The organism is Roseibium sp. RKSG952, assembly GCF_009711355.1.
This window is the reverse complement of record NZ_SMMF01000944.1, coordinates 42846-65201: the sequence shown is the minus strand read 5'-3', so window position 1 is coordinate 65201 and position 22356 is coordinate 42846. Positions and strand designations below refer to the sequence as shown.

Annotated in this window: 18 protein-coding genes; 15 read left to right on the top strand and 3 right to left on the bottom strand. The window is 59.3% G+C overall.

Features of this window, described 5'->3' with window-relative positions:
* The first annotated feature begins 64 nt into the window (after nt 1–64).
* The gene (locus E1297_RS29870; RefSeq protein WP_155144632.1) at nt 65–727 is read left to right on the top strand and encodes a hypothetical protein; all 663 of its coding nucleotides are present in this window, start codon (nt 65–67) and stop codon (nt 725–727) included.
* A 12-nt stretch (nt 728–739) separates the two neighbouring features.
* Here the strand turns inward: E1297_RS29870 and E1297_RS29865 are convergent, their stop codons facing one another.
* The gene (locus E1297_RS29865) at nt 740–1609 is read right to left on the bottom strand and encodes a thioesterase family protein (RefSeq protein ID WP_155144631.1); all 870 of its coding nucleotides are present in this window, start codon (nt 1607–1609) and stop codon (nt 740–742) included.
* Between the two features lie 681 nt (nt 1610–2290).
* Here E1297_RS29865 and E1297_RS29860 point away from each other — a divergent pair.
* Complete coding sequence (locus E1297_RS29860) at nt 2291–2977, top strand: response regulator (RefSeq protein ID WP_368669736.1); 687 nt, start codon at nt 2291–2293, stop codon at nt 2975–2977.
* 101 nt (nt 2978–3078) lie between these two features.
* Here the strand turns inward: E1297_RS29860 and E1297_RS29855 are convergent, their stop codons facing one another.
* Nucleotides 3079–6597 carry a PAS domain-containing hybrid sensor histidine kinase/response regulator gene (locus E1297_RS29855; protein WP_155144667.1) on the bottom strand — a complete coding sequence of 1173 codons (3519 nt, stop codon included), beginning with the start codon at nt 6595–6597 and terminating at the stop codon, nt 3079–3081.
* 274 nt (nt 6598–6871) lie between these two features.
* On the opposite strand from E1297_RS29855, the gene E1297_RS29850 reads away from it, so the two are divergent.
* From E1297_RS29850 to E1297_RS29830, 5 genes are all read left to right on the top strand, one after another.
* Nucleotides 6872–8059 (top strand): pyridoxal phosphate-dependent aminotransferase, encoded by a 1188-nt coding sequence (locus E1297_RS29850; RefSeq protein WP_368669735.1) that lies wholly within the window; start codon nt 6872–6874, stop codon nt 8057–8059.
* A gap of 114 nt (nt 8060–8173) precedes the next feature.
* Nucleotides 8174–9334 carry a nitrogen regulation protein NR(II) gene (locus tag E1297_RS29845; protein ID WP_209016077.1) on the top strand — a complete coding sequence of 387 codons (1161 nt, stop codon included), beginning with the start codon at nt 8174–8176 and terminating at the stop codon, nt 9332–9334.
* A 30-nt stretch (nt 9335–9364) separates the two neighbouring features.
* On the top strand, nt 9365–9964 hold the full coding sequence (locus E1297_RS29840) for a response regulator transcription factor (RefSeq protein WP_155144629.1): 600 nt from the start codon (nt 9365–9367) through the stop codon (nt 9962–9964).
* 171 nt (nt 9965–10135) lie between these two features.
* On the top strand, nt 10136–10507 hold the full coding sequence (locus tag E1297_RS29835; RefSeq protein ID WP_155144628.1) for a response regulator: 372 nt from the start codon (nt 10136–10138) through the stop codon (nt 10505–10507).
* A gap of 219 nt (nt 10508–10726) precedes the next feature.
* A complete protein-coding gene (locus tag E1297_RS29830; RefSeq protein WP_209016076.1) occupies nt 10727–11437 on the top strand; it encodes a helix-turn-helix domain-containing protein in 711 nt (236 codons plus the stop codon).
* Between the two features lie 126 nt (nt 11438–11563).
* Here E1297_RS29830 and hemN read toward each other — a convergent pair whose 3' ends face one another.
* Nucleotides 11564–12940 carry an oxygen-independent coproporphyrinogen III oxidase gene (hemN, locus tag E1297_RS29825; RefSeq protein ID WP_155144627.1) on the bottom strand — a complete coding sequence of 459 codons (1377 nt, stop codon included), beginning with the start codon at nt 12938–12940 and terminating at the stop codon, nt 11564–11566.
* A gap of 275 nt (nt 12941–13215) precedes the next feature.
* Between hemN and E1297_RS29820 the strand changes: the two genes are divergently transcribed.
* The 8 genes from E1297_RS29820 to E1297_RS29785 all read left to right on the top strand — a co-directional run bounded on the left by E1297_RS29820 (nt 13216) and on the right by E1297_RS29785 (nt 22300).
* Nucleotides 13216–14259: an AbrB family transcriptional regulator gene (locus E1297_RS29820; RefSeq protein ID WP_209016075.1), complete on the top strand. Its 1044-nt coding sequence runs from the start codon at nt 13216–13218 to the stop codon at nt 14257–14259.
* A 247-nt stretch (nt 14260–14506) separates the two neighbouring features.
* Nucleotides 14507–16162, top strand: coding sequence for a cytochrome-c oxidase, cbb3-type subunit I (gene ccoN, locus E1297_RS29815; protein WP_155144625.1), 1656 nt, complete (start codon nt 14507–14509; stop codon nt 16160–16162).
* A 12-nt stretch (nt 16163–16174) separates the two neighbouring features.
* A complete protein-coding gene (ccoO, locus tag E1297_RS29810; RefSeq protein WP_155144624.1) occupies nt 16175–16909 on the top strand; it encodes a cytochrome-c oxidase, cbb3-type subunit II in 735 nt (244 codons plus the stop codon).
* Nucleotides 16910–16913: 4 nt separating this feature from the next.
* Nucleotides 16914–17069 carry a cbb3-type cytochrome c oxidase subunit 3 gene (locus tag E1297_RS29805; protein ID WP_155144623.1) on the top strand — a complete coding sequence of 52 codons (156 nt, stop codon included), beginning with the start codon at nt 16914–16916 and terminating at the stop codon, nt 17067–17069.
* Between the two features lie 3 nt (nt 17070–17072).
* Nucleotides 17073–17960, top strand: coding sequence for a cytochrome-c oxidase, cbb3-type subunit III (ccoP, locus tag E1297_RS29800; protein ID WP_155144622.1), 888 nt, complete (start codon nt 17073–17075; stop codon nt 17958–17960).
* Between the two features lie 228 nt (nt 17961–18188).
* The gene (ccoG, locus tag E1297_RS29795) at nt 18189–19568 is read left to right on the top strand and encodes a cytochrome c oxidase accessory protein CcoG (protein WP_155144664.1); all 1380 of its coding nucleotides are present in this window, start codon (nt 18189–18191) and stop codon (nt 19566–19568) included.
* 9 nt (nt 19569–19577) lie between these two features.
* Nucleotides 19578–20090, top strand: a complete 513-nt coding sequence (locus E1297_RS29790) for a FixH family protein (RefSeq protein ID WP_155144621.1) — start codon at nt 19578–19580, stop codon at nt 20088–20090.
* Between the two features lie 14 nt (nt 20091–20104).
* Nucleotides 20105–22300, top strand: a complete 2196-nt coding sequence (locus E1297_RS29785; protein ID WP_368669734.1) for a cation-translocating P-type ATPase — start codon at nt 20105–20107, stop codon at nt 22298–22300.
* The last annotated feature ends 56 nt before the right edge of the window (nt 22301–22356 follow it).

The window sequence follows — 22356 nt, the reverse complement described above, 5'->3', positions numbered from 1 at the left end:
CCTGATTTGCACGCTTTGCCATGCGATAGTGAAGCTCACGATTGAAACGGGAAAGGTCACCGGAATGGGCGCACACACACAGGCAATCGTCTTGGCAAGCGGCCTGATTTGCGCAGCCGTGGCCGGTACCGGTACTGCATTTGCGTCAGCTACAGCTGCCGAGCGTGGCATGACCCTTGAGCAACTCGAACAAACGGTCAGTGACCGGTTCCAGCTTGTCCCGGAAGGGGATGGCTATCTGCGTCTCGACAAGCTCGAAGGCACGTTCAGCTACTGCAAGGAATTTGACAGCGGTTGGAGGTGTTTTCCGGCGCCATTGGCTGAAGAGGCCTATGAGGCTGAGATTGCCGCGCTGTCCGGAGAGATCGATGTTCTGACGCGCAAGCTTGAGACTGCGCACAAGGCAAGGGCCAAGACTGTAGATGCCCTGAACAGCGCCGAACGGACCATCGCGGCTTTGCAGGAGGAACTGGCTGCCGCGGAGCGGGCGCTCGGCGAACAGGCGCTCCCCCGGCGTCCCGGGAGTGCCGTCGATCTACCAAATGGTCAAGCCGGGACAGACGATACGCCACATGGCGAGGGTTCCGGCAGCCAGACTTTGCCTGCCGATGAACAGGACGAGCTGGACAGGGTTCTCGACTTTACCGAAGACGCCATGCGCCGGTTTTTCGGTTTGGTCAAGGAACTGCAAGAGGAGTTTGCCGGACAAAACGGAAGCGCACAGTAGGGGCTCTCTCCGTTACGGCAATTTCATCCGCTGGATTTCTTCAACCGCTTCTTTCGGCAGGGCGATCGCCTTCCGGTTCTTCAGATCCATCGCCAGCGCGACAACGTCCAGACAGGCGATTGGCCGGTCAGTGCGTGTCTCGAACATATGGTGGCGGAAGGAAAATGCCTTGCCCGCACATCCGGTCAACCCGCTCATGATGTGATAGGGTTCTCCGGCCTTCAGCGGGCTTTGCCAGCTGAGTTTCATTTCAACGACCACACGGCCCAGATTGTGTTCGCCCAGATAGTGCTGGGTCAGGGGCGTGCGTTCCCAGACATAAGGCGCGGCATTGGTGAAGGCTGCCATGGCAAAGGCGTCATCGGCCCGTCCGTCCGGACCGATGTCACGCGGCAGCACGGTGCCGCGATAGCTGACAAAGGCACCGTGACTGGCGAGTTCGGCACTTGTGACCCGCACGGAGTTCAAAGAGGCCGGAAGCCCTTTCGGAGCGGCGTGCTCGGGCATGTCGACATGAAATTCCGTAAACCTCTGGCGCAATGCCTTGGCCGAGTTTGTGTTCGGTTCGTAGCCGTCAATTGACGTTGCTGCCAGGGCTCCGCTCGTCGGGTCATGCATCTCATGGACAATGGTAAACAGATGCGGACCGTCAAAGGCGATACCGGAGCGCACCTGTGCAAGCTGGGCGTCCATGAGTTCATTGTGAAACCGCACATGGCGCACGCGGCGTGCGCCGACATGGGTTTCGTTCAACCCGGCTATCAATCTCAGTTGCCGGTCGGCTTCCTCAAAACGCAAGAAATAAAACTGAACGTTCAAATGGTCGTTTTCGTCGCACTCCCAACGGTTGACGAAAGAGTAAAGGGTCGAGGTTGCGGTCATTGCCACCACTCTAGAGTTGTTCGCTGTTGTAATTATGTAGAACCGTTCATCCTGTGTCAGATTCATGGACTGAAATCTGAAATAATGAGCACGGATACATGTTCACAGAGTTCAGGCGGAAAATGGATTTTAATTAATGTGTGTGTCAGTTGTTTTGGGTGGGCTCTGGAATAACGCACCTTTTGTCCTCAAGCATGAAAACGGAGTCCTCTGACGAGGCAAGGCTTCTGCGGGGCACAGTGGTCTTGTGCATCCCGTATAGTGCCTTGTATTGATCCTTCGCGGGTGCTGCACCCGATCAGCCGATGCGTTGCTCTTAAGGGTTGCCGATTGATGTGACCCAACTGCACCCTTTTGCCGATACAAAAGAGCGCTGGGGAAGCAGGGATTGTTGCAGGTTTTTGAATTTGGTCTTTTGACTTAGGCATATGAACGGTGCAAACATGATGGAGAAGCGGCAGGGCGATGAAGCGGCCTGCCGGCACGACGGAAACAGCGCGTAAAGCCAAGAGCTGCGGGCTGGCCGGAGTGGCAGGCGCGACAGGGCATGAAGGTTGCGCAGGGATTGTGTCAGTGGCGGATAGGGGCATCTTGCACTCCGGCCGGGCTGGGATGACCCGACGCGCAATCGTGCAAACCGCTGTCAGCGTTGCCTACCGGTATCATGGGAGGAAAAAGCGGGTGTCTGACCTAACCTATCGTTTCATCATTGCCGATGACCATCCATTGTTCCGGGGTGCGCTTCGGCAAGCCCTGGAAACACAATATGCAGACGCTGTTATCGAGGAAGCTGGTGCCCTCGAAGATGTGACACGCCGGCTTGAGGAAGACGGCGACGTCGATCTGATCCTTTTGGATCTTGGCATGCCGGGGATGCGCGGCTTTTCAGGCCTTATGTATATTCGCGCGCAATTCGCATCGGTTCCGGTCGTGATCGTGTCCGCGAACGAAGACCCGCAGTCGATCCGCCGGGCGATGGAGTTCGGCGCCTCCGGGTTCATCCCGAAATCCCACGGGATCGAGATTATCCGGGAGGCCATTCAAAGTGTCATGGATGGCGGCACCTGGACGCCGGATGACATTGACCTAAACGCGCATGATGCGGCAGGTGATCTGGTGCAGAGGCTCGCAACGCTGACCCCGCAGCAGGTACGGGTGCTGATGATGTTGTCGGAGGGCCTGCTGAACAAGCAGATCGCCTACGAACTGTCGGTATCCGAGGCAACGGTCAAGGCGCATGTTTCGGCCATCCTGCAGAAGCTGGGCGTCGAAAGCCGCACCCAGGCCGTGATCGCCGCCTCCAAGATCGAGTCAGGTCAGTGGCACACCGGCGGCGAGGAGCCCAACGCGACTGCCAGTTCCGCATAGGCGAAACCGGCCTTTTGGCTTGATGCAGACACCGTGATCTGGCAGGCCGCCCGGCCGGTCTGCCGGAAAATCAAACGATTGTCCGCTATTGAGCGCAGGGATTATTCTGCCGCGCTGGGCGAGACCTTGCAGCGGCTCAGGTGGGCTCTTAGGGCTGCGGGTTTCAGTGGCTTGTTGAAGATCACGATGTTCTGCTCCGTGGCCGCCATCCGCACCGGCCTGCTGCGGTCGGCGGTGATAAGGGCGGCAGGCGTGTCGGTGCCGAACTTCCAGCGCAAGCGAATGACCGCATCTATGCCGTTGCCATTGTCGAGGTGGTAGTCGACCAGAATGATGTCCGGAAACCGGCCAAGCTCCTTGAGCTTTTGCGAGGCTTGGACATCGTCTGCAGCGGTCACGACATGGCAGTTCCAGCTCTCCAGCAAATGGCGCATGCCATCCAGAATGTCGGGCTCGTTGTCGATCGCAAGGACACACAGACCGTCGAGCCGTGTCACCACAGCGGGTGCTGGCTTGGCGACAGGTTCAAGCGGCACGGCCGCTGCGGCCGGCAGCCAGACGGTGAAGCAGGAGCCTTTGCCGACTTCGGAGCGCAGCTTCACGGGGTGGTCCAGAACGCGGCTGATCCGCTCCACGATCGACAGGCCGAGGCCAAGTCCCTTGGCCGCCCGCATGCCGTCGTCGAGGCGCTGGAATTCGTGAAAAATGACCTTCTGTTCGCTCGGCGGAATGCCCATGCCCGTGTCATGCACCTCGACCGCGATCCGGTTGCCCTGCCGGCGGCATCCGACAAGCACCTTGCCCGAAGGCGTATACTTCAAGGCGTTGGAGACGAGGTTCTGAAGCAGGCGGCGCAGCAGCCGGCGGTCCGAGCGTATCGATGCGGACGTCGGCACAATGGTGAGTTCCAGATCCTTTTCATCTGCGACGGGTTCGAATTCGAGCTGCAGGCCCCGCAAGAGCGTATCCAGCCGGAAAACGGTTGGCTCGGGCTTCATCTGGCCCGAATCAAGCCGGGACATATCAAGAACGGCGCCGATGATATCCTCAACCGAGTCGAGTGCCGCGCCGATATTGCGGGCAAGCGCCCCGGTTTCGCCCTCCGTGATGCGGTCTGACAGAACGGAGGTGTAGAGCCTCGCCGCATTGAGCGGCTGGAGAATGTCGTGTCCGGCAGCCGCGATAAAGCGTGTCTTGCCGATATTGGCCTCTTCTGCGGCATGGGTTGCCTGCACCAGCCGGTTGTTGACGTGGGTCAGCTCCTCCGTGCGCTCCCGGACCCGCCGTTCCAGTGTTTCATTGGCGCGCGCCAGGGCGTCTTCGGCCATGACCCGTTCCGTGATGTCGGTGTAAGTGGTGACGATGCCGCCATCCGGCATGGGACTGACGCGCACTTCCAGAACCTGTCCGGATTTGTGCATGCGTTCCTGAAAGGTGTCCTGCTGTACGACAAGGCGTTCGATCCGGTCGGCAACCGTGACTTCCACCGGGCCGGGGCCGTGTTCTCCGGTTTCGGCATTGTAGCGGATGATCGCATCGAGCGTGGTGCCGACCTGCCCGTATTCCGCGGGAAGGCCCAGCAGGTCGCGAAATTGCCTATTCCAGCAAATCAGCCGCAAATCCCGGTCAAACACGGCAAGCCCTTGCCGCACCTGATTGAGCGCGGTCTGCAGCAGGTCCCGGTTGTGCTGGATCGCCGCAGATGCATCATCAAGCAGCTTGACGGCTCCTTTTGCGGAAGGGTCGTGCCGTTTGAGCATGAGCGACAGCACCAACCGGGACGAGGCAGCGCCGATGGCGCTTGCAAGCAGCTGTTCGGAAAACCGCAAAAGGCTGGCGTCGGCTGTGGCCATGTTTTCCGTATCGGTGCCGCGTTCGCGTGCATAGCGGCGGAACGAGCGTTCGGTGCGTTCCTCGCCAAGGTAGCGCGCAATCGTTGCCTTCAGCTCTTCCGCTGTGACCGAGGTCCGCCACAGGCGCAAATGCGGTGCGTGGGTGAATTCGGCCGGCACGAAGATGTTCGCCTGGATTTTCTCCGCCGGCTCCGGCTTGCGCGACAGGGAGACGAGCACGAACAGGACCGTGTTGGTGACCAGGCTCCAGAAGACGCCGTGCAGGAACGGATCCATGCTGACATCAAACAAGGCTTGCGGGCGCAGCCAGTCGAGCCCCAATGGCCCGGACGACAGGATCTCTCCGGAAAAAATGCCGGAGGCGATAAAGGTCGGAAGCAGGAGTGTGTATGCCCAAACGGCAAAACCGGCGATCATGCCGAAAATCGCGCCGCGTGCAGTCGCCCGCCGCCAGACCAGCGCGCCGATGAAAGCCGGGGCAAACTGTGCAATCGCGGCAAATGACAGCAGGCCGATGGACACCAGCGCGGCGGTGTCTCCGGCTGCACGGTAATAGGCGTAGGCGAGCAGCAGGATGCCGAGGATCGCGCAGCGGCGGATGGTGAGAAGGTCCCCGCTCATGTCGCCGCTGCCGGCAATGATTTCATCCTCGCTGCGCCGGCGCAGGATCATCGGAACCACAAAATCGTTCGAGATCATGATGGCGAGCGCCACTGTGGCGACAATGACCATGGCGGTTGCCGCCGACAGTCCGCCCAGAAACACAAACAGGGCAAGCCAGTTATGGCCTGCATCAATCGGCAGGGCCAAAACGAATGTGTCGGAATTGACGTCCTGCCCGAACCGCAGGAGCCCGGCAGCGGCGATCGGCACGACAAACAGATTGATCAGGATCAGATAGAGCGGAAACAGCCAGACCGCGCGCCGCAGCTCGGCCTCCGAGTTGTTTTCGGTGACCGTGACGTGGAATTGGCGCGGCAGCAACAGGATGGCAAAGGCGGAAAGCAGGGTCATGACGATCCAGTTTCCGGTGTTGAGCGGTTGTGTAAACACCTGAGCGACTTCCGGTGCTTCCGCAATTGCGCGAACCAGCTCGACCGGCCCGTCGTGAAGGCTGTAGGTCACCCACAATCCGACCGCAAGAAAGGCGAGAAGCTTGACCACCGCCTCGGCCGCGATGGCCAGCATCAAGCCTTCCTGATGCTCTGTCGCGTCGATATGCCGGGTGCCGAACAGCCAGGTGAATATCGCCATGATGATGGCGATGAACAAGGTGATGTCGTCCGTCAGGTAGTAGAGCGGATTGGAGGGGGTGATCAGCGGGCCGACCATGACGGTGATCGACTGCGACACCGCCTTGAGCTGCAGGGCGATGTAGGGGATGACGCCGATGACCGCGATCAGCGTTGCGACGGCCGCAACGGTCTGGCTTTTGCCGTAACGCGCTCCGATAAAGTCGGCGATGGAGGTGATGCGTTCCGCCTTGGCGATCCGGATCACGCGCCGCAGGAGCGGATAGCCGAGGGCAAACACGAGCAAGGGGCCGAGATAAATGGTCAGGAACTCGAACCCGGTCCGGCTGGCGCTGCCGACAGAGCCGAAAAAAGTCCAGGACGTGCAATAGACCGACAGGGACAGCGCATAAATGACCGGGCGTCCCACAAGGGATTTCCGGCGCCGTGGCATGCGGTCGCCGAGGCTGGCAATTGCAAACAGCAGCAGGATGTATCCCACTGCAACTGTAAATACGACCCAGCCTTCAAGCATGGTGGCTGCCTTGTTTCCTCCCGGAGCGAGCGGGTCGATCTTCGGTTTGGCACGTGTGCGGGGCCAGAAATAGCCGGATTGACCTTGTTTGCCTGATCGGACCACAGCTGCCGGGTCCTGTCTATTGGTCTTTGCGCTGACTTGTACGGGGTGAAGTGGCCTTGAAAAGGGGAATCCATTTGCATTGCTGATAGCCGCTTCAAATAGTTTCATGCCTCGCGCGCCGGTGGGATGATAGATTGGCACATTGCAGTTTCGTGGCGGAGGATGCGTTGTGGATGTGAAGGTTTCCGAAGGGATCGTGTCTCAGTTGAGCACGGAGTCCCGGCTGGCCCCGGAAAGCGGGATCGTCGAGGTGGTCAACAGCGCGCGGGAACGCGAGGACCTGATTCCGCTTTGGGTCGGAGAGGGGGATTTGCCAACGCCGGATTTCATCTGCCGGGCTGCAAAGCAGTCGCTGGATGCCGGTGAAACCTTCTACACCTATCAACGCGGCATTCCCGAGCTGAGGTCGGCATTGGCGGATTATCATGCAGGGCTTCATGGCCGGTCCTTTTCCGACCAGCGTTTTTTCGTGACCGGGTCCGGCATGCAGGCGATCCAGATCGCGGTGACAAGTGTCGTCAGCCCGGGGGACGAGGTTCTGGTCCCGTCACCCGCCTGGCCGAACCTTGCAGCCGCCGTCGAGATCCGGGGCGGGCGCGCCGTTACCGTTCCGATGATGTTCCGGCCCGGCGGATGGGAACTGGACATGGACCGGCTTATGGCGGCCAGAACAGCGCGAACACGGGCGATCTTCATCAACACACCGTGCAATCCCACCGGTTGGGTTGCATCGTGTGAAGACCTGCGGGGCATTCTGGATTTTGCCCGCAAGCACGGTTTGTGGATCATCGCCGACGAAGTCTATGCGCGATTCTTTTTTGGCGAAGGGGGGCGGGCGCCGTCATTCGCCGATGTTGCGGAAGACGATGACAGGATCCTGTTTGTCAACACGTTTTCAAAGAATTGGTCGATGACCGGCTGGCGGATCGGCTGGTTGAGCGGGCCGTCCGAAATCGGGCAGGTGATCGAGAATCTCATTCAATACGCGACCTCCGGTGTCCCGGTTTTCAGCCAGAGGGCGGCGGCCGCAGCGCTCACGGAAGGCGAGACCTACCTTCAGGACCAGATTTCCCGCGCCAAAACCGGACGCCAGCTCGTGATTGAACAGCTGTCGAGCTCGCCGCGGTTCCGGTTCGCGGTGCCTGAAGGGGCGTTTTATGCGTTTTTCGGGATCGACGGAGTGACGGATGCGCGGCGGCTGGCGCTTGACCTTGTGCGCGACACCGGCGTTGGTCTGGCGCCGGGAACCGCGTTCGGAACGGCAGGAGATGGCTTCCTCAGGTTGTGCTTTGCACGCAGTACCGATTACCTTAGGGAAGGGTTGGGTCGAATTGTTCAATGGATTGAACAGGTTTAGCCGCGCTCTGCTCTTGCCCGAATATGTAATTCCCCTTAAACCTGAGTTAGTTCAGTTGCGCTCGCGCGATGCCGGGCGCGGCAGAGGGAAAACTTGCGGGTTTTAGGCGGTAAAATGGACCACGGCGACGCGTCGATCAACGAGATGAATGCGAGCGGCTCTTTGTCATCAACCGTCTCCGAGGCGCGTCTGGCGAGTGTCTTTGATACGGCGGCGGACGGCATCATCGTCATGAATGACCGGTGCCAGGTTCTGGCGTTCAACAAGGCTTCAGAGCGGATTTTCGGTTACGACGCTGCCGATCTGCTGGGCGGGAACATCGACAAGATCATGCCCGCTGATTACGCGGCAGCCCATGACGGCTATGTCCGCCATTATCTGGACACCGGCGAGAAGAAGATCATCGGCATCGGCCGGGAGGTGCGCGGGCGCCACAAGGACGGCACGGAATTTCCCGTCGAGTTGTCGGTTGGCGAAGCCTCGACACCCGAAGGCCGCCAGTTCATCGGAATTCTGCGGGACCTGAGGCCGCGGCGTAATGTCGAAGAGCGTTTGGCACAGGCACAAGCCCAACTGGTGCACATGACGCGGATCAGCGCGCTGGATGAGATGGGGGCTGCGATTGCCCATGAGCTGAACCAGCCATTGACGGCACTCATTCTCTATATGCAGGCTCTGTCCAGAAAAGCCTCCGCTCTGGAAGAGGCCAACCCGCAGTTTCTCGATATCCTCGCGAAGGCTCTCGGTGAGGCTGAACGGGCCAGCGACATCATTCAGCGCATGCGCCAGTTTGTGGAACGCAAGGAGCCCGAACGCGAACTGATCGACATTCCGGCATTCGCCACGGAGTGTATCGGCCTGGTCAACATGGCAGATGCCGGGGACCGGCCGGACTATCAGCTCACAGTTTCAGACAATCTGCCGCCACTGGAGGCGGATGCGGTCCAAATCCGTCAGGTTCTTGTCAATTTGCTCCGCAATGCGAGCGATGCAGTTCAAAAGCAGCCAACCAAAATCGTTTCGCTGAAAGTTCAGGCGGATAAGGGGTCAATAGAGTTTATCGTTCAGGACAGCGGTCCGGGTGTGCCTGACAGTTCAATTCCGGAGCTCTTCAAGGCATTTTCGGGCAGAAAGAAAAAAGGCCTGGGGCTTGGGTTGGCAATTTCGAGGTCGATCGCCCAAAATCACGGCGGCGACTTGGTGCTGGATACAAACAGGACAGAAAGCGGAGCCACGTTCATCTTGCGTTTGCCCGCTGGCGTCCACCAAAACTAAATACGTGTATTTGAAAAAGGAGCGCGGTTCATGTCGGATACAGCCGAGGCCATCTATATTGTTGACGATGATCCTGCTGTTCTGGACGCATTGTCCGTGATCTTCAATATGGAAGGGTTCGAGGTCGAAACCTTCAGCGACGGCGACACTTTCATTAAGTCGGCAAGCAAGACGCAGCCGGCATGTGTCCTCTTGGACGTGCATATGCCCGGACGGTCCGGTATCGAGATTTTGAAAGCCCTGAATGCGGAACACTATCCGGCTCCGATCTTTATCATTTCGGGCCAGGGCGACATTCCGATGGCAGTAGAAGCGATCAAGAGCGGCGCCTATGACTTTATCGAAAAGCCGTTCGACGCCGATACCATGGTGTCCCGGGTCAATGACGGCATCGCGGCCTTGCGCAACCTTCATTCCAGTGAAGTCGAGGACACATTTGCAGGCTCCGAACAACTGACGCGGCGCGAGCGGGAAGTGCTGAAGGAGATTACCAACGGCGCGTCCAACAAGGAAGCCGGGCGTACTCTTGGCATCAGCCCGAGGACCGTTGAAGTGCACCGTGCCCGGATCATGGAAAAGCTTGGTGCGAAGAATGCCGCAGATCTGGTCAGGATTGTTCTCAACAAGTGACAGCGCTCCTGCCGTGGATTGGCGAAGGGCGGCCGCTTTTGGGCAATCGGCGGGCAATCCGGCATCCGGCAAAGCGCGAGATAACACCGACAGGGTTTGTGCGTACAGCCCTTTGCCCAATAATGGTGTAGTTTGACAGCATCATTGGTCCGCAAAGAGGAAGGTACTTCCTTGATAGTTCACATCATAGAAGATGATTACGCTGTTGCGGATTCGCTCGCTCTGCTGTTGGAGGATTTCGGGCACGAGGTGGTTTGTTATCCTGATGCCGAGTCCTTTTTCGAATCCGGCCCGCCAAATTCACAGGACTTCGTCGTTGTGGACCTCGGCTTGCCCGGAGTTGCCGGAGACGAGGTCATCGGCTGGCTGCGGCAGTTGAAGAAACCGCCGCAGATGGTGGCAATCACCGGAAAGCCGAAAACACTTTTGCAGCAAAGCAAGGCGGATTTTTCCAGCCTGCCGCTGCTGCGAAAGCCCTTGTCGATGCGTGTATTGACCGAGTATTTCGGGCCCGGGACGAGCGGAGCTGGGGCTGCTGCCTGATGTGCGGCAGTTTGTCTTAGGTACTAGACCCTACGCAATCGACCGAATTTATTGATTTAAATCATATCTCTAACGTGGAGCCATGAGGACGCGGCAGGTCGGACGGGATCTGCCGGGTTCGGAAAATTCGCTGGACGGGCGTTGTTTTCCGGCAAATCCGCGTGGGCAGAACAGTCTTTGCCCATGTGTCCTTTAATACAAAGATATCAGGTGGGGCTCATGGCGTATCTATCCTATCCGGCAACTGGCGAAGCCGACCCGATGCGGGCGGAAAGTGTCACGCAACCCGCAGCCGGCGGGTCATTCGCGGACATTGGCGCAAAGACCCATTCCTTCGGGTCGCACGATGTCATTTTTTACGAAGGTGATCCGGCGAAGCGGCTCTACGAGCTGGCGGCGGGGACGGTGATGCTGTTCAAGCTGCTTCCCGATGGCCGCCGCCAGGTTGTCGAGGTCTTGCGTCCGGGCGATATTTTCGGGCTCGCCAAGTCGGAGGAACACGAGAGTACGGCCGAAACCCTGACCGAGGCGCAGGTTCACGAAATCGACCTGAGGCGGATTGAGCAGTCTCCCGGCCTGCAACGCAAACTGACCCGGTGTCTGATGACGCAGATGCAGGCGCTTCACGAGCATGCGGTCTTGCTGGGGCGCAAATCAGCTGTGGAGCGTGTGGCAAGCTTCCTGATGTATCTGGTGCCCAACCGTGGTGGTGTTGGATGCTTCGGTCCGAAGGATGGGGCGGAAGACGGTTTTGATCTCCATCTCACCATGACCCGTCAGGAAATCGCCGATTATCTCGGATTGACCATCGAGACGGTCAGCCGGGTGTTTTCCGATCTGAAGCGCCGGGGTATCATCCGGATCGACCGCGCCGACCAGATTCACCTGAACAAGGTGTGCGGTTTGTGCCAGATCACCGGAATTCACTGAAACGCCCCTGGTTCACGCAAGCCCCTTCCGAAGACCAGGCCGGACTTGTCCGGCCTTTTTCATGTGCTCTGCGCGGTTCTTGCAGGGCAGGGTTTGAAGATCCGGCCGGGAATCAACGCGGCTTGATCAGACCGCCATGGAATGGCGGGCCTTGGGCGCGTTCGAGCTGGTGTGCAAGTAGGCATCGAATGCAGCCGCCACCAGACGCACATAAGGGAGGCCCTTGTCTGTCATTTCGATTTTCGGACCCTGGTCAGATCGGCCTTGGATGGTCACAAGGCCGTCGCGCTCCAGATCGCCCAGCAGATCGACAGACCATTCAAGCTCCGCGGGATTGGTGTCGAAATCCCGGCAGATTGCCGCGGTGTCGCAGGCATGGTCCGTCATGATCTGTTCGATCAGGCGGCCCCTGAGCAGATCGTCCTTGCTGAGGGCGAGCCCCTTTGAGACCGGCAGCCGACCGGCCGCAAGTGCACGTTCCCAGTGGCGGACATCGGGCATGTTTTGAACGAAACCCTTGTCCAGCTTGCCGATGGACGAGACGCCGAGACCGATCAGTTGTTCGCCGGTATCCGTTGTATAGCCCTGAAAGTTGCGCTTCAGCAGGCCCTCCTGCAAGGCGATGGCCATGCTGTCATCGGGCCTTGCGAAGTGATCGAGACCGATGGCGACATAGCCCGCTTCCAGAAGGGCATCGCGTGCAAGTCCGGCCAGTTCCAGCCGCTGACTTGCGTCCGGCAACCGGTTTTCGTCAATCAGTCTCTGGTGCTTGCGCATCCATGGCACATGGGCATAACCGAACAGGGCGATGCGGCTCGGGGCTAGGTCGAGTGTCTTGCCGACCGTGTCGCGGATTGTATCCGGTGTCTGCTCCGGAAGGCCGTACATCAGATCGAAGTTCATGCTGTCAAGGCCAGCGGCGCGCAGGTGTTCCGTTGCCGCCTTGACCTTTTCAAAGGGCTGGACCCGGCCAATTGCCTGCTGGACCCTCAAGTCGAAATCCTGCACCCCGAGGCTGGTGCGCGTCACGCCCATGCTTGCAAGGGTTTCGGCAAGCGAGGCGCTGACATAGCGCGGGTCCAGTTCGATCGCATGTTCCAGATCCTCCGCCAGATCGAAGGAAACACGCATCAGACCGGCAAGCTCGACCAGAGACTCCTCCGGCAGCAGGCTCGGCGTGCCGCCGCCCCAATGGATGTGCTTGACCGGTCCGGCATTTGCCAGGTGTCCGGCAACCAGTTCGATTTCGCGGCCCAGTGTCTTGCCATAGGCTGCCAGCGGGGCATCCTGGCGGGTGGCCTTGGTGTGGCAGCCGCAATAATGGCAGATGTCCCGGCAGAAAGGGACATGAAGATAGAGCGACAGTGTGTCCGCCGGTCCAAGCGTTGCCAGCCACTCGGCATAGGCCGCGCCGTCGATCCCGGCATGGAAATGCGGTGCGGTGGGATAGCTGGTATAACGCGGAACGGTCCGCATGGCGTAGGAAAGGCTTTGCTCGGTCATGTTTCGACCATGCGCATGGAATGGCAGCTGCGCCTTGATCTTGCTCAACCGGCAAAATGAAAAACCGCCGCCAGACGGGGCATCATCCCCGGTTGCTTGACACAGCTTTGGGGCAAAGAGGGGGGAGCAGAGTGATCTCAAAATCTTGCGGGATGTTTTTATATTGATTCATGCAATCAATCATGACGGCAATGCATCCGCCTTGTAGGGGCTGTTGTGAACCGAATGTCTCTGTTTCAATGGTGATCCGGCATCAGCCGGGCGAGAAGATGCGAATGTCTGGTATTCATCGATTTGCCCTGACCTGTCTGCTCGGGCTTGCAGGCGGGTATCTGTTTCATCTGGCGCACATGCCTGCGGCGTGGCTCTCCGGCGCAATGGTTGCCGTAGCCATCGCCTCCTTGCTGGGGGCGCCCACCCATATGCCGGACAGGGTTCGCAACGGCGCATTCTTTCTCATCGGACTGACCATGGGGGCAGGCGTGCAGCCGGAAGTCCTCGAACGAATTGACGAGTGGCCTGTGTCGATGCTGGCGCTCGTCGTCGTCGTGGTGGCCAGCACTGCGGGGGGATATATCGTGTTGCGCAATCTTGTGCGCTGGAAACCGGAAACGGCCTTTTTCGGAGCAATTCCGGGAACCTTGTCCTATGTGCTGGCTCTTGCCTCGGAGCGGTCGGCGGACCTGCCGCGCATTGCTGCCTCGCAATCCCTGCGTCTGTTCATTCTTGTCGCCATTTTGCCGATGGTCCTGACGAATGGCATGACCGGCGATCTGGAAGGCGTGAGCCGGGCGGTGACTGCTGCGCCTTTCGAACTGGTTCTGGGCGGCCTGCTATGTCTCGGGGCAAGCTGGACGGCAAACCGGCTGCGGATCCCGGGTGGCTGGATGACGGGTGCCTTCTTCATGAGCGCTTTTTTGAATGCAACCGGATTGCTGCCCCTGGCTCTTCCTGTTTATTTGATGATCCCGAGTTACATCGTGCTGGGGGCGATGATCGGTTGCCGCTTTGCCCAGATGAGCCTGCGGTTTTTTCTCAATCTGATCTGGGGCTCCCTTGCCGCGTTTGCGGCGGCCTTTTCCATCGCCTCTCTGGGGGCATGGGGCGTGTCGGCTGCCATGGGATTGCCATTCGGTCAGGTTCTGCTGTCTTATGCGCCCGGCGGACTGGAAGTGATGACGTTGCTTGCGTTCATTCTGGATCTTGACCCGGCTTTCGTGGCCGCCCATCAGCTGGTGCGCTTCATTGGCATGGTGCTTCTGCTGCCGGTCATCACCGTTCTGGTCTTCGGACGCGGCGTCAACTCACCTGCGGAGTGACCAGGTCCGGGAGGTGCCCTTTGGTCATGCAAGGGGCTGTGCCAATATGCCACAATCCCCTTGTGCGGCGCAGAAATCCGCCGATTTTTTCCATTATTACCAAAATGAGACTTGACTTGCCCGGCACATCTGCCGGGGAGCGCCGCCGTGCCTTGATTTGAATCAACGCCACACACCGCCCGCCATGCGCAAGGTCCCCGTATCGTTGGCACCTTGTAACGATTTTCAAGACTGGGGCGCTAAAAAAATGGCACAGAACAAGGCCGGGATGGTATCGCTCGAGGAAGGCGCCTTTGCGTTTTTCCTTGTGCTGCTGGCATTCGCCTGCCTCATCATCGCAGGCAAAACATTCGATCAAGTCATGGCGTTTCACGCGATGCTCGGCGCGGTCCTCGCCGGCGTTTTCGTGTTCGTCATCTTTAAAAACTACTTCAATGACGGCGGGATTGTTATTCCGCAGGAAATTGACGGCAAACCCAACTACAATTTGGGTCCGATCAAGTTCGGCGCCGTGGCAGCGATGTTCTGGGGCGTCGCGGGCTTCACCGTCGGGCTGATCATCGCATTGCAGCTGGCCTATCCGCTGCTGAATTTCGATCTGCCCTGGATCCATTTCGGACGCTTGCGGCCGCTGCACACCTCGGCGGTGATTTTTGCGTTTGGCGGCAACGTTCTCCTGGCGACCTCCATGTATGTGGTGCAGCGGACCTGCCGCGCGCGCATGCCCGGCAAGATCCTGCCCTGGTTCGTGATCATCGGCTACAACGTCTTCATCCTGATCGCCGGTACCGGCTACCTGCTGGGTGTGACCCAGTCCAAGGAATATGCGGAGCCGGAATGGTATGCCGACCTGTGGCTGACTGTGGTCTGGGTGGCGTATCTGATGCTGTTTCTGGGCACGATCTGGAAGCGCAAGGAACCGCATATCTATGTGGCGAACTGGTTCTACCTTGCTTTCATCGTGACGATCGCATTGCTGCACATCACGAACAATCTGGCCGTGCCGGTGTCGATCTACTCGACCAAGTCCTACATCGTCTGGTCCGGTGTGCAGGATGCCATGGTCCAGTGGTGGTATGGCCACAACGCGGTGGGCTTCTTCCTGACCGCCGGCTTCCTGGCCATCATGTACTACTTCATCCCGAAGCGCGCCGAACGGCCGGTCTATTCGTACCGCCTGTCGATCGTGCACTTCTGGGCGCTGATCTTCATCTACATCTGGGCCGGTCCGCACCACCTGCACTACACGGCTCTGCCGCAATGGGCCTCGACCCTTGGCGCGACCTTCTCGATCATCCTGTGGATGCCGTCCTGGGGAGGCATGATCAACGGCCTGATGACCCTGTCAGGGGCCTGGGACAAGCTGCGCACCGATCCGGTTCTGCGCATGATGGTCGTCTCGGTTGCCTTCTACGGCATGTCGACCTTTGAAGGTCCGCTGATGTCGCTGCGCGCGGTCAACTCCCTGTCGCACTACACCGACTGGACCATTGGCCATGTGCATTCCGGTGCTCTGGGCTGGGTTGGCTACATCTCCTTCGGCGCGCTCTACTGCCTGGTTCCGTGGCTGTGGAACAAGAAGTCGCTGTACTCGCTTCGTCTTGTAGACTGGCACTTCTGGCTCTCAACGATCGGTATCGTGCTCTACATCACCGCGATGTGGGTCTCCGGTATCATGCAGGGCCTGATGTGGCGCGCTTACGACAGCCTTGGCTTCCTCGAATACTCCTTCGTGGAAACCGTCGAGGCGATGCATCCCTTCTACGTGATCCGGGCTCTGGGAGGCGCACTGTTCGTCCTCGGCTCGCTGATCATGGCCTACAATCTTTGGATGACGGTTCGTCACGGGGAGGCTGAAGAAGTCGAACCGCTCGCAACCGGCTCCCTGGCACCTGCCGAATAAGGGGAGAATGGAATGTCTTTATGGACAAAACACCAAGTCTTTGAGAAGAACTCCTTCATTCTTCTCGTCGGTATCCTGGTCATGGTCTCCATTGGCGGCCTGGTCGAGATCGCCCCGCTCTTCTACCTGAAGAGCACCATCGAAAAGGTGCAGGGCGTGCGGCCCTACACCCCGCTGGAGCTGGCAGGCCGCAACATCTACATCCGCGAAGGCTGTTATTTGTGCCATTCGCAGATGGTGCGCCCGATGCGCGACGAGCTGGAGCGCTACGGCCATTATTCGCTGGCTGCCGAATCCATGTATGATCACCCGTTCCAGTGGGGGTCGAAGCGGACAGGGCCGGATCTGGCCCGCGTCGGTGGCAAGTATTCGGATGACTGGCATGTCGAGCACCTCGAGAATCCGCGCTCGCTGGTTCCGGCCTCGATCATGCCCGGTTATCCGTTCCTGAGCGAAAACCGGTTGAACACGCGCGACATCGTCAATGACCTGAAGGCCAACAAGATGGTCGGCGTCCCCTATACAGACGCGCAGATCGAAAACGCTCTTGCCGATCTGCGTGGCCAGGCGATGCCCGACAGCGACGCGGCCTACGAGTTCGAGGAGCGCTGGCCGACTGCAACGGTGCGGAGCTTCGACGGCAATCCGAAGGAAGTCACCGAGATGGACGCGCTGGTCGCCTATCTGCAGATGCTTGGCACGATGGTCGATTTCTCGATCTACGACGACAAGGCAAACCTGAGGTGATGCTATGAACGAGACCTATACCGCAGTGGCAGGCTTCGCTCAGACCTGGGGCCTTCTCTACTTCATGATCATGTTTGCCATTGTCGTGGCCTACGTCTTGTGGCCGAAAAACCGCAAGTCGTTCGATGATGCCGCACAAATCCCGTTCCGGGAGGACTGATCCATGGCCGATACACACAAAAAAGAAATTGACCACATCTCGGGCGTCGAGACGACCGGTCACGAGTGGGACGGGCTGAAGGAGCTGAACAATCCGCTGCCGAAGTGGTGGTTGTACATCTTCTATGCCACGGTTGTCTGGGCGGTCATCTACTGGGTGCTCTATCCGGCCTGGCCGCTTGTTTCCGGCTACACCACCGGCCTGCTTGGCGACAACCAACGTGCAAACGCCATGATCGCCTACGACAAGGGGTTGGCGGAGCGTTCTCACTATGCCGAGAAGGTCATGGAAGCGGACTTTTCGACGATCGTCGAGGATCATGAGCTTCTGCAATACGCTCTGGCAAACGGTGCGGCAGCTTTCGGTGACAACTGCGCCCCCTGCCACGGCTCCGGCGCAACCGGGTCGGTCGGTTATCCGAACCTTCAGGACGACAACTGGCTATGGGGCGGCACGATGGAGGACATCCACACCACCTTGCAGCACGGTATCCGGGCCGGGAACGACGACACGCGTTTCGGTGATATGCCGGCTTTCGGGATCGACGGCATCCTGAGCAAGCAGGAGATCTCCGAAATCGCCAACTATGTGGCTTCCCGTATCGGGCTGGAGCCTGAAAAGGGTGTCGACGTGGCGGCCGGGGAAACCCTCTACCAGGACAATTGTGCCGCATGTCACGGCGACAATTTAAAGGGTATGCAGGAGCTCGGCGCGCCGAACCTGACGGCTGCGACCTACCTCTATGGCAAGTCTCTGGATGCCATCAAGGCGCAGATCCATGCACCGCGCAATGGTGTCATGCCGGCCTGGGAAGGCCGTCTTGATCCTGCGACGCTCAAGTCGCTCGCGGTTTACGTGCATTCCTTCGGCGGTGGTGAAAAGCCGGAATAACGCACAGGTTTGACCAGCCGCAAAGCAGCATGTGCTGCAAGCGTCTAAAAGGTTGAGCATACGAAAACTGCCGGGCCGGCATTCGGCCGGCCCGGTGTGAGACGAGGGATCCTGATTGGGGCGGGGTCCGACCATAACAAAGGACGGACGGCAATGGTTGCTCATGCCGACGACAAACATGCTGAGCAGTCGGACGATTGGTTCGCCTCGGCAAAGAAAATCTACCCCATGGCGACACATGGCCTGTTTCGCAGGATCAAGTGGGGCCTGCTTTTCCTTACCCTCGGTATCTATTATTTCCTGCCCTTCATCCGCTTTGACCGGGGTCCGAACGCGCCCAGTCAGGCGGTTCTGATCGATCTGGAACACAAGCGGGCCTATTTCTTCTTCATCGAGATCTGGCCCCAGGAAGTTTATTATCTCACCGGCCTGCTGATTATCGCGGCTGTCGCGTTGTTCCTGATGAACGCGATCGCAGGCCGGATCTGGTGCGGCTACTTATGTCCGCAAACGGTCTGGACGGATCTGTTCATGTTTGTGGAGCGTCAGGTCGAGGGCGACCGGCGCGAACGGATGGCGCTCGACAAGGCGCCTTGGTCCCTGTCGAAAGTATCCCGCAGGGCGGCGAAGCACTTCCTCTGGCTGATGATCGCCTGGTGGACGGGCGGCGCCTGGGTGCTTTATTTCAACAATGCGCCGACACTGGTTTATGAGCTTGCAACATTCCAGGCGCCGATGGTGGCCTATGTCTGGATCGGAATCCTGACCGCCACGACCTATTTGCTGGCCGGGTTCATGCGCGAGCAGGTCTGTATTTACATGTGCCCCTGGCCACGTATTCAGGCAGCGCTTACCGACGAAAAGGCGCTCAACGTGACCTACCGGTGGGACCGTGGCGAACCGCGCGGATCCCTGAAGCAAAATCAGGCGCTGGAGAAGAAGGGCCTGCCCGCTGGCGATTGCATCGATTGCTACCAGTGTTTTCAGGTATGTCCGACCGGCGTCGACATCCGCAACGGAATGCAGCTGGACTGTATCCAGTGCGGACTGTGCATTGACGCCTGCGACAATGTCATGACCAAGATCGGCAAGCCGACCGGCTTGATCGGATATGATACTGATGAAAACATCCAGCGCCGTATCGAGGGCAAGGAGCCGGTATACGAGATCGTCCGGCCCCGGACGGTCATCTATGCGGGTATCATCGTCCTGGTCAGTGCCATCATGCTTTATGCGCTCCTGACCCGCGATTTTGCCGACATCTCGGTGCTGCATGACCGGAACCCGGTTTATGTCACCCAGAGCGATGGATCGATCCGCAACGGCTACACCATCCGCCTGTCGAACAAGCGCAATCACGAGCGGCACTTCGTCCTGAATGTCGAGGGCATGCCTGCAAACACCCGGATTGACGCGATTGGTGCAAGCGGAAACGTGGCGAACCGGCCGGTGATTGATGTCGGCCCCGATACAACCCGTGAAGTGCGGGTCACCTTGACGGCGCCTGTGTGGGAGAAGCTTCCTCCAAGCACGCCGATCACCTTCCGGATCACGGATTCGGTCATGGGCGAAGTCGTGACCGCCAATGATAACTTCAAAGCGCCGTAGGAGACCAAAATGGCCATGACACATCCCGAGATGCGTGATCCGAAGGCGATTACCGGCAAGACGGTTCTGTTTTGGCTGCTCGGTTTTTTCGCGGTCATCTTTACCGCGAATGCCATTTTCATCTACCTGGCGCTGGGGTCTTTCCCCGGCGTCGCGGTGGAGAGTTCCTATAAGGCAAGCCAGGCTTTCAATTCCGACATTGCGGCGGCAAAAGCCCAACTGGCGCGCGGTTGGGACGTGAATGCCGGGGTCGTCCGGGCATCCGGTCAGGACGTCGTTGTCGAAGTTGATGCAAAGGATGCGTCCGGTCAGGCCCTGAACGGCCTTCTGTTCACCGCAAGCCTCAGCCGTCCGGCCAATGACCTTGCCGATATCAGCGTGCCCTTGAGCGAGACCTCTGACGGAATTTACACCGCGCGTGTCCCGAACATCGGTGCGGGCAACTGGAATGTGGAGATCGAGGCCACTGACGATGGCCAGAGGGTGTTCCGGTCCCAGAACCGGATCTTCCTGAAAGACTGAAGGGAGGGGCCACCGTGACCGTGCACATGCGCGACTGGGACGCTTTCGTCACTCCGGCCGAAAATGGCGCGGTTCACATGGATCTCGCCGTCGAAGGCATCACTTGTGCCGCCTGCATGGGCGAGATCGAGCGCGGCCTGTCGCGGCTTCCCGGCATCCGCAATGCCCGTGTCAATCTGACAAGCCAGAGGCTTGCGGTGGACTGGGACCGGGACCAGACGGCGGCAGACGATATTGTCGCGACCCTGTCACAGCTCGGTTACAAGGCCCATCCGTTCGATCCGGCAAGCAACAAGGACCGCCAGGACAAGACCGGACGCCAATTGCTGCGCTGCATGGCCGTGTCCGGGTTTGCCGGCATGAATGTCATGTTGTTGTCTGTCTCTGTCTGGTCGGGAAACGCAACCGACATCACGCCGGAAACCCGCGATTTCTTTCACTGGATTTCTGCGCTGATTGCGCTTCCGGCTGTAGCCTATTCCGGGCAGCCGTTCTTCAAAAGCGCCTTCAGCGCGTTACGGGCCGGACGGCTCAACATGGATGTGCCGATTGTGATCGGCGTGGTCCTCGCCGTCGCCTTGTCGTTGTTCCAGACACTGCAGCATCAGCACGAGGTTTATTTCGAATCCGCCGTAATGCTGCTGTTTTTTCTGCTGGTCGGGCGGTATCTCGACCACAACATGCGCGGACGCACGCGCTCCTTTGCGGAAAACATTGCAGCACTCAAGGCAGAGGTAGCCGGTCGCATCGACCCGGACGGTCTGGTGCGCGAGGTGCCGCTTTCCAAAATCTCGGCCGGTGATCTGGTGCTTGTTACCAGCGGCGAGCGGGTTCCGGTCGACGGGGTGGTCGAGGAAGGCCTTTCCGAAATCGACCAGAGCCTTGTCACCGGCGAGAGCCGTCTTGTGCGGGCAGACAAGGGGACGCAGGTCTATGCCGGTACGCTCAACGGCGAGGGCAGCCTCAAGGTGCGGGTGTCCGCGGCCTCCGGCGCAACTCTGCTCGATGAGGTCAACCGGCTTCTGGAAACGGCAGCACAGGCCAAGTCGAGCTATGTGCGCATCGCCGACCGCGCAGCGCAGCTTTATGCACCGATCGTTCACGCCGCCGCCGCCCTGACTTTCCTGGGGTGGCTGGTCTTCGGTCTCGGCTGGCAGCCATCGCTGGTGATCGCGATTTCGGTTCTGATCATCACTTGTCCCTGCGCCTTGGGACTGGCGGTTCCAGCCGTTCAGGTCGTGGCGTCTGGCCAGTTGTTCCGCTCCGGTGTGCTTTTGAATACAGGCGATGCCATTGAGCGCCTGTCTGATGCGGACACGATCGTGTTCGACAAGACCGGCACGCTGACAACCGCCGAACCGGAATTGTGCGCATCACTCCCGAAGGATGATCCGCGTGTTGAGCTGGCCGGACGTCTGGCGCTCAGCAGCCGGCATCCGTTGTCAATGGCACTGGTGCAGGCAACCGGCGCGCTGGTTCCGTTTGAAACGGTGACCGAAGTCTCCGGCGCAGGCGTCGAGACCATCCATGAAGGCAGGACACTGCGGCTTGGCAGTCCGGTCTTCTGCGGCGCCGATCCCCAATCCGTTGACATGCTTCTGAAGGCGCACCCGGGGGCTTCGATCCTGGCAACTTGTTATGGAGATAGTCAGCCCATACTCCTGCCGATGCGCCAGAGGCTCAGAAGCGATGCGGTCGAGACCATTGCCCAGCTGAAGGCAAGGGGATACGGCATCGAGATCCTGTCCGGTGACCGCAAGGGAGCGGTTGCCGAAGTTGCCGATGCGCTCGGTGTGTCCGAGTGGTCGGCGGAATTGCAGCCCGGCGACAAGATCCGCCGTCTCGATGCCTTGAAGGCCGAAGGCCGCAAAGTCCTTATGGTCGGGGACGGTTTGAACGATGCACCGGCGCTGGCGGGAGCTTATGTTTCTCTATCACCCGTCACGGCGGTTCATCTCAGCCAGGCGGCAGCCGATGCGGTCTTTCTTGGTGAACGCCTGTCGCCGGTGGCCGATGCGCTTGCCATTTCCGGCCGGGCCCGGCGGGCGATTGAACAGAATCTCTGGATTTCGACGCTTTACAATGTCATAGCGGTGCCGATTGCCGTTGCCGGGTTTGTCACACCGCTGATGGCCGCAGTTGCCATGTCCGTGTCGTCACTGGCTGTGACGGCAAATGCCTTGCGGTTGCGTATTGGCGCTGCAAAGTAGTAGCCGGGCAGACTGCCTGTTCCGGTTTGTTCCTAAGCCCATGGAGGGACAGCGTC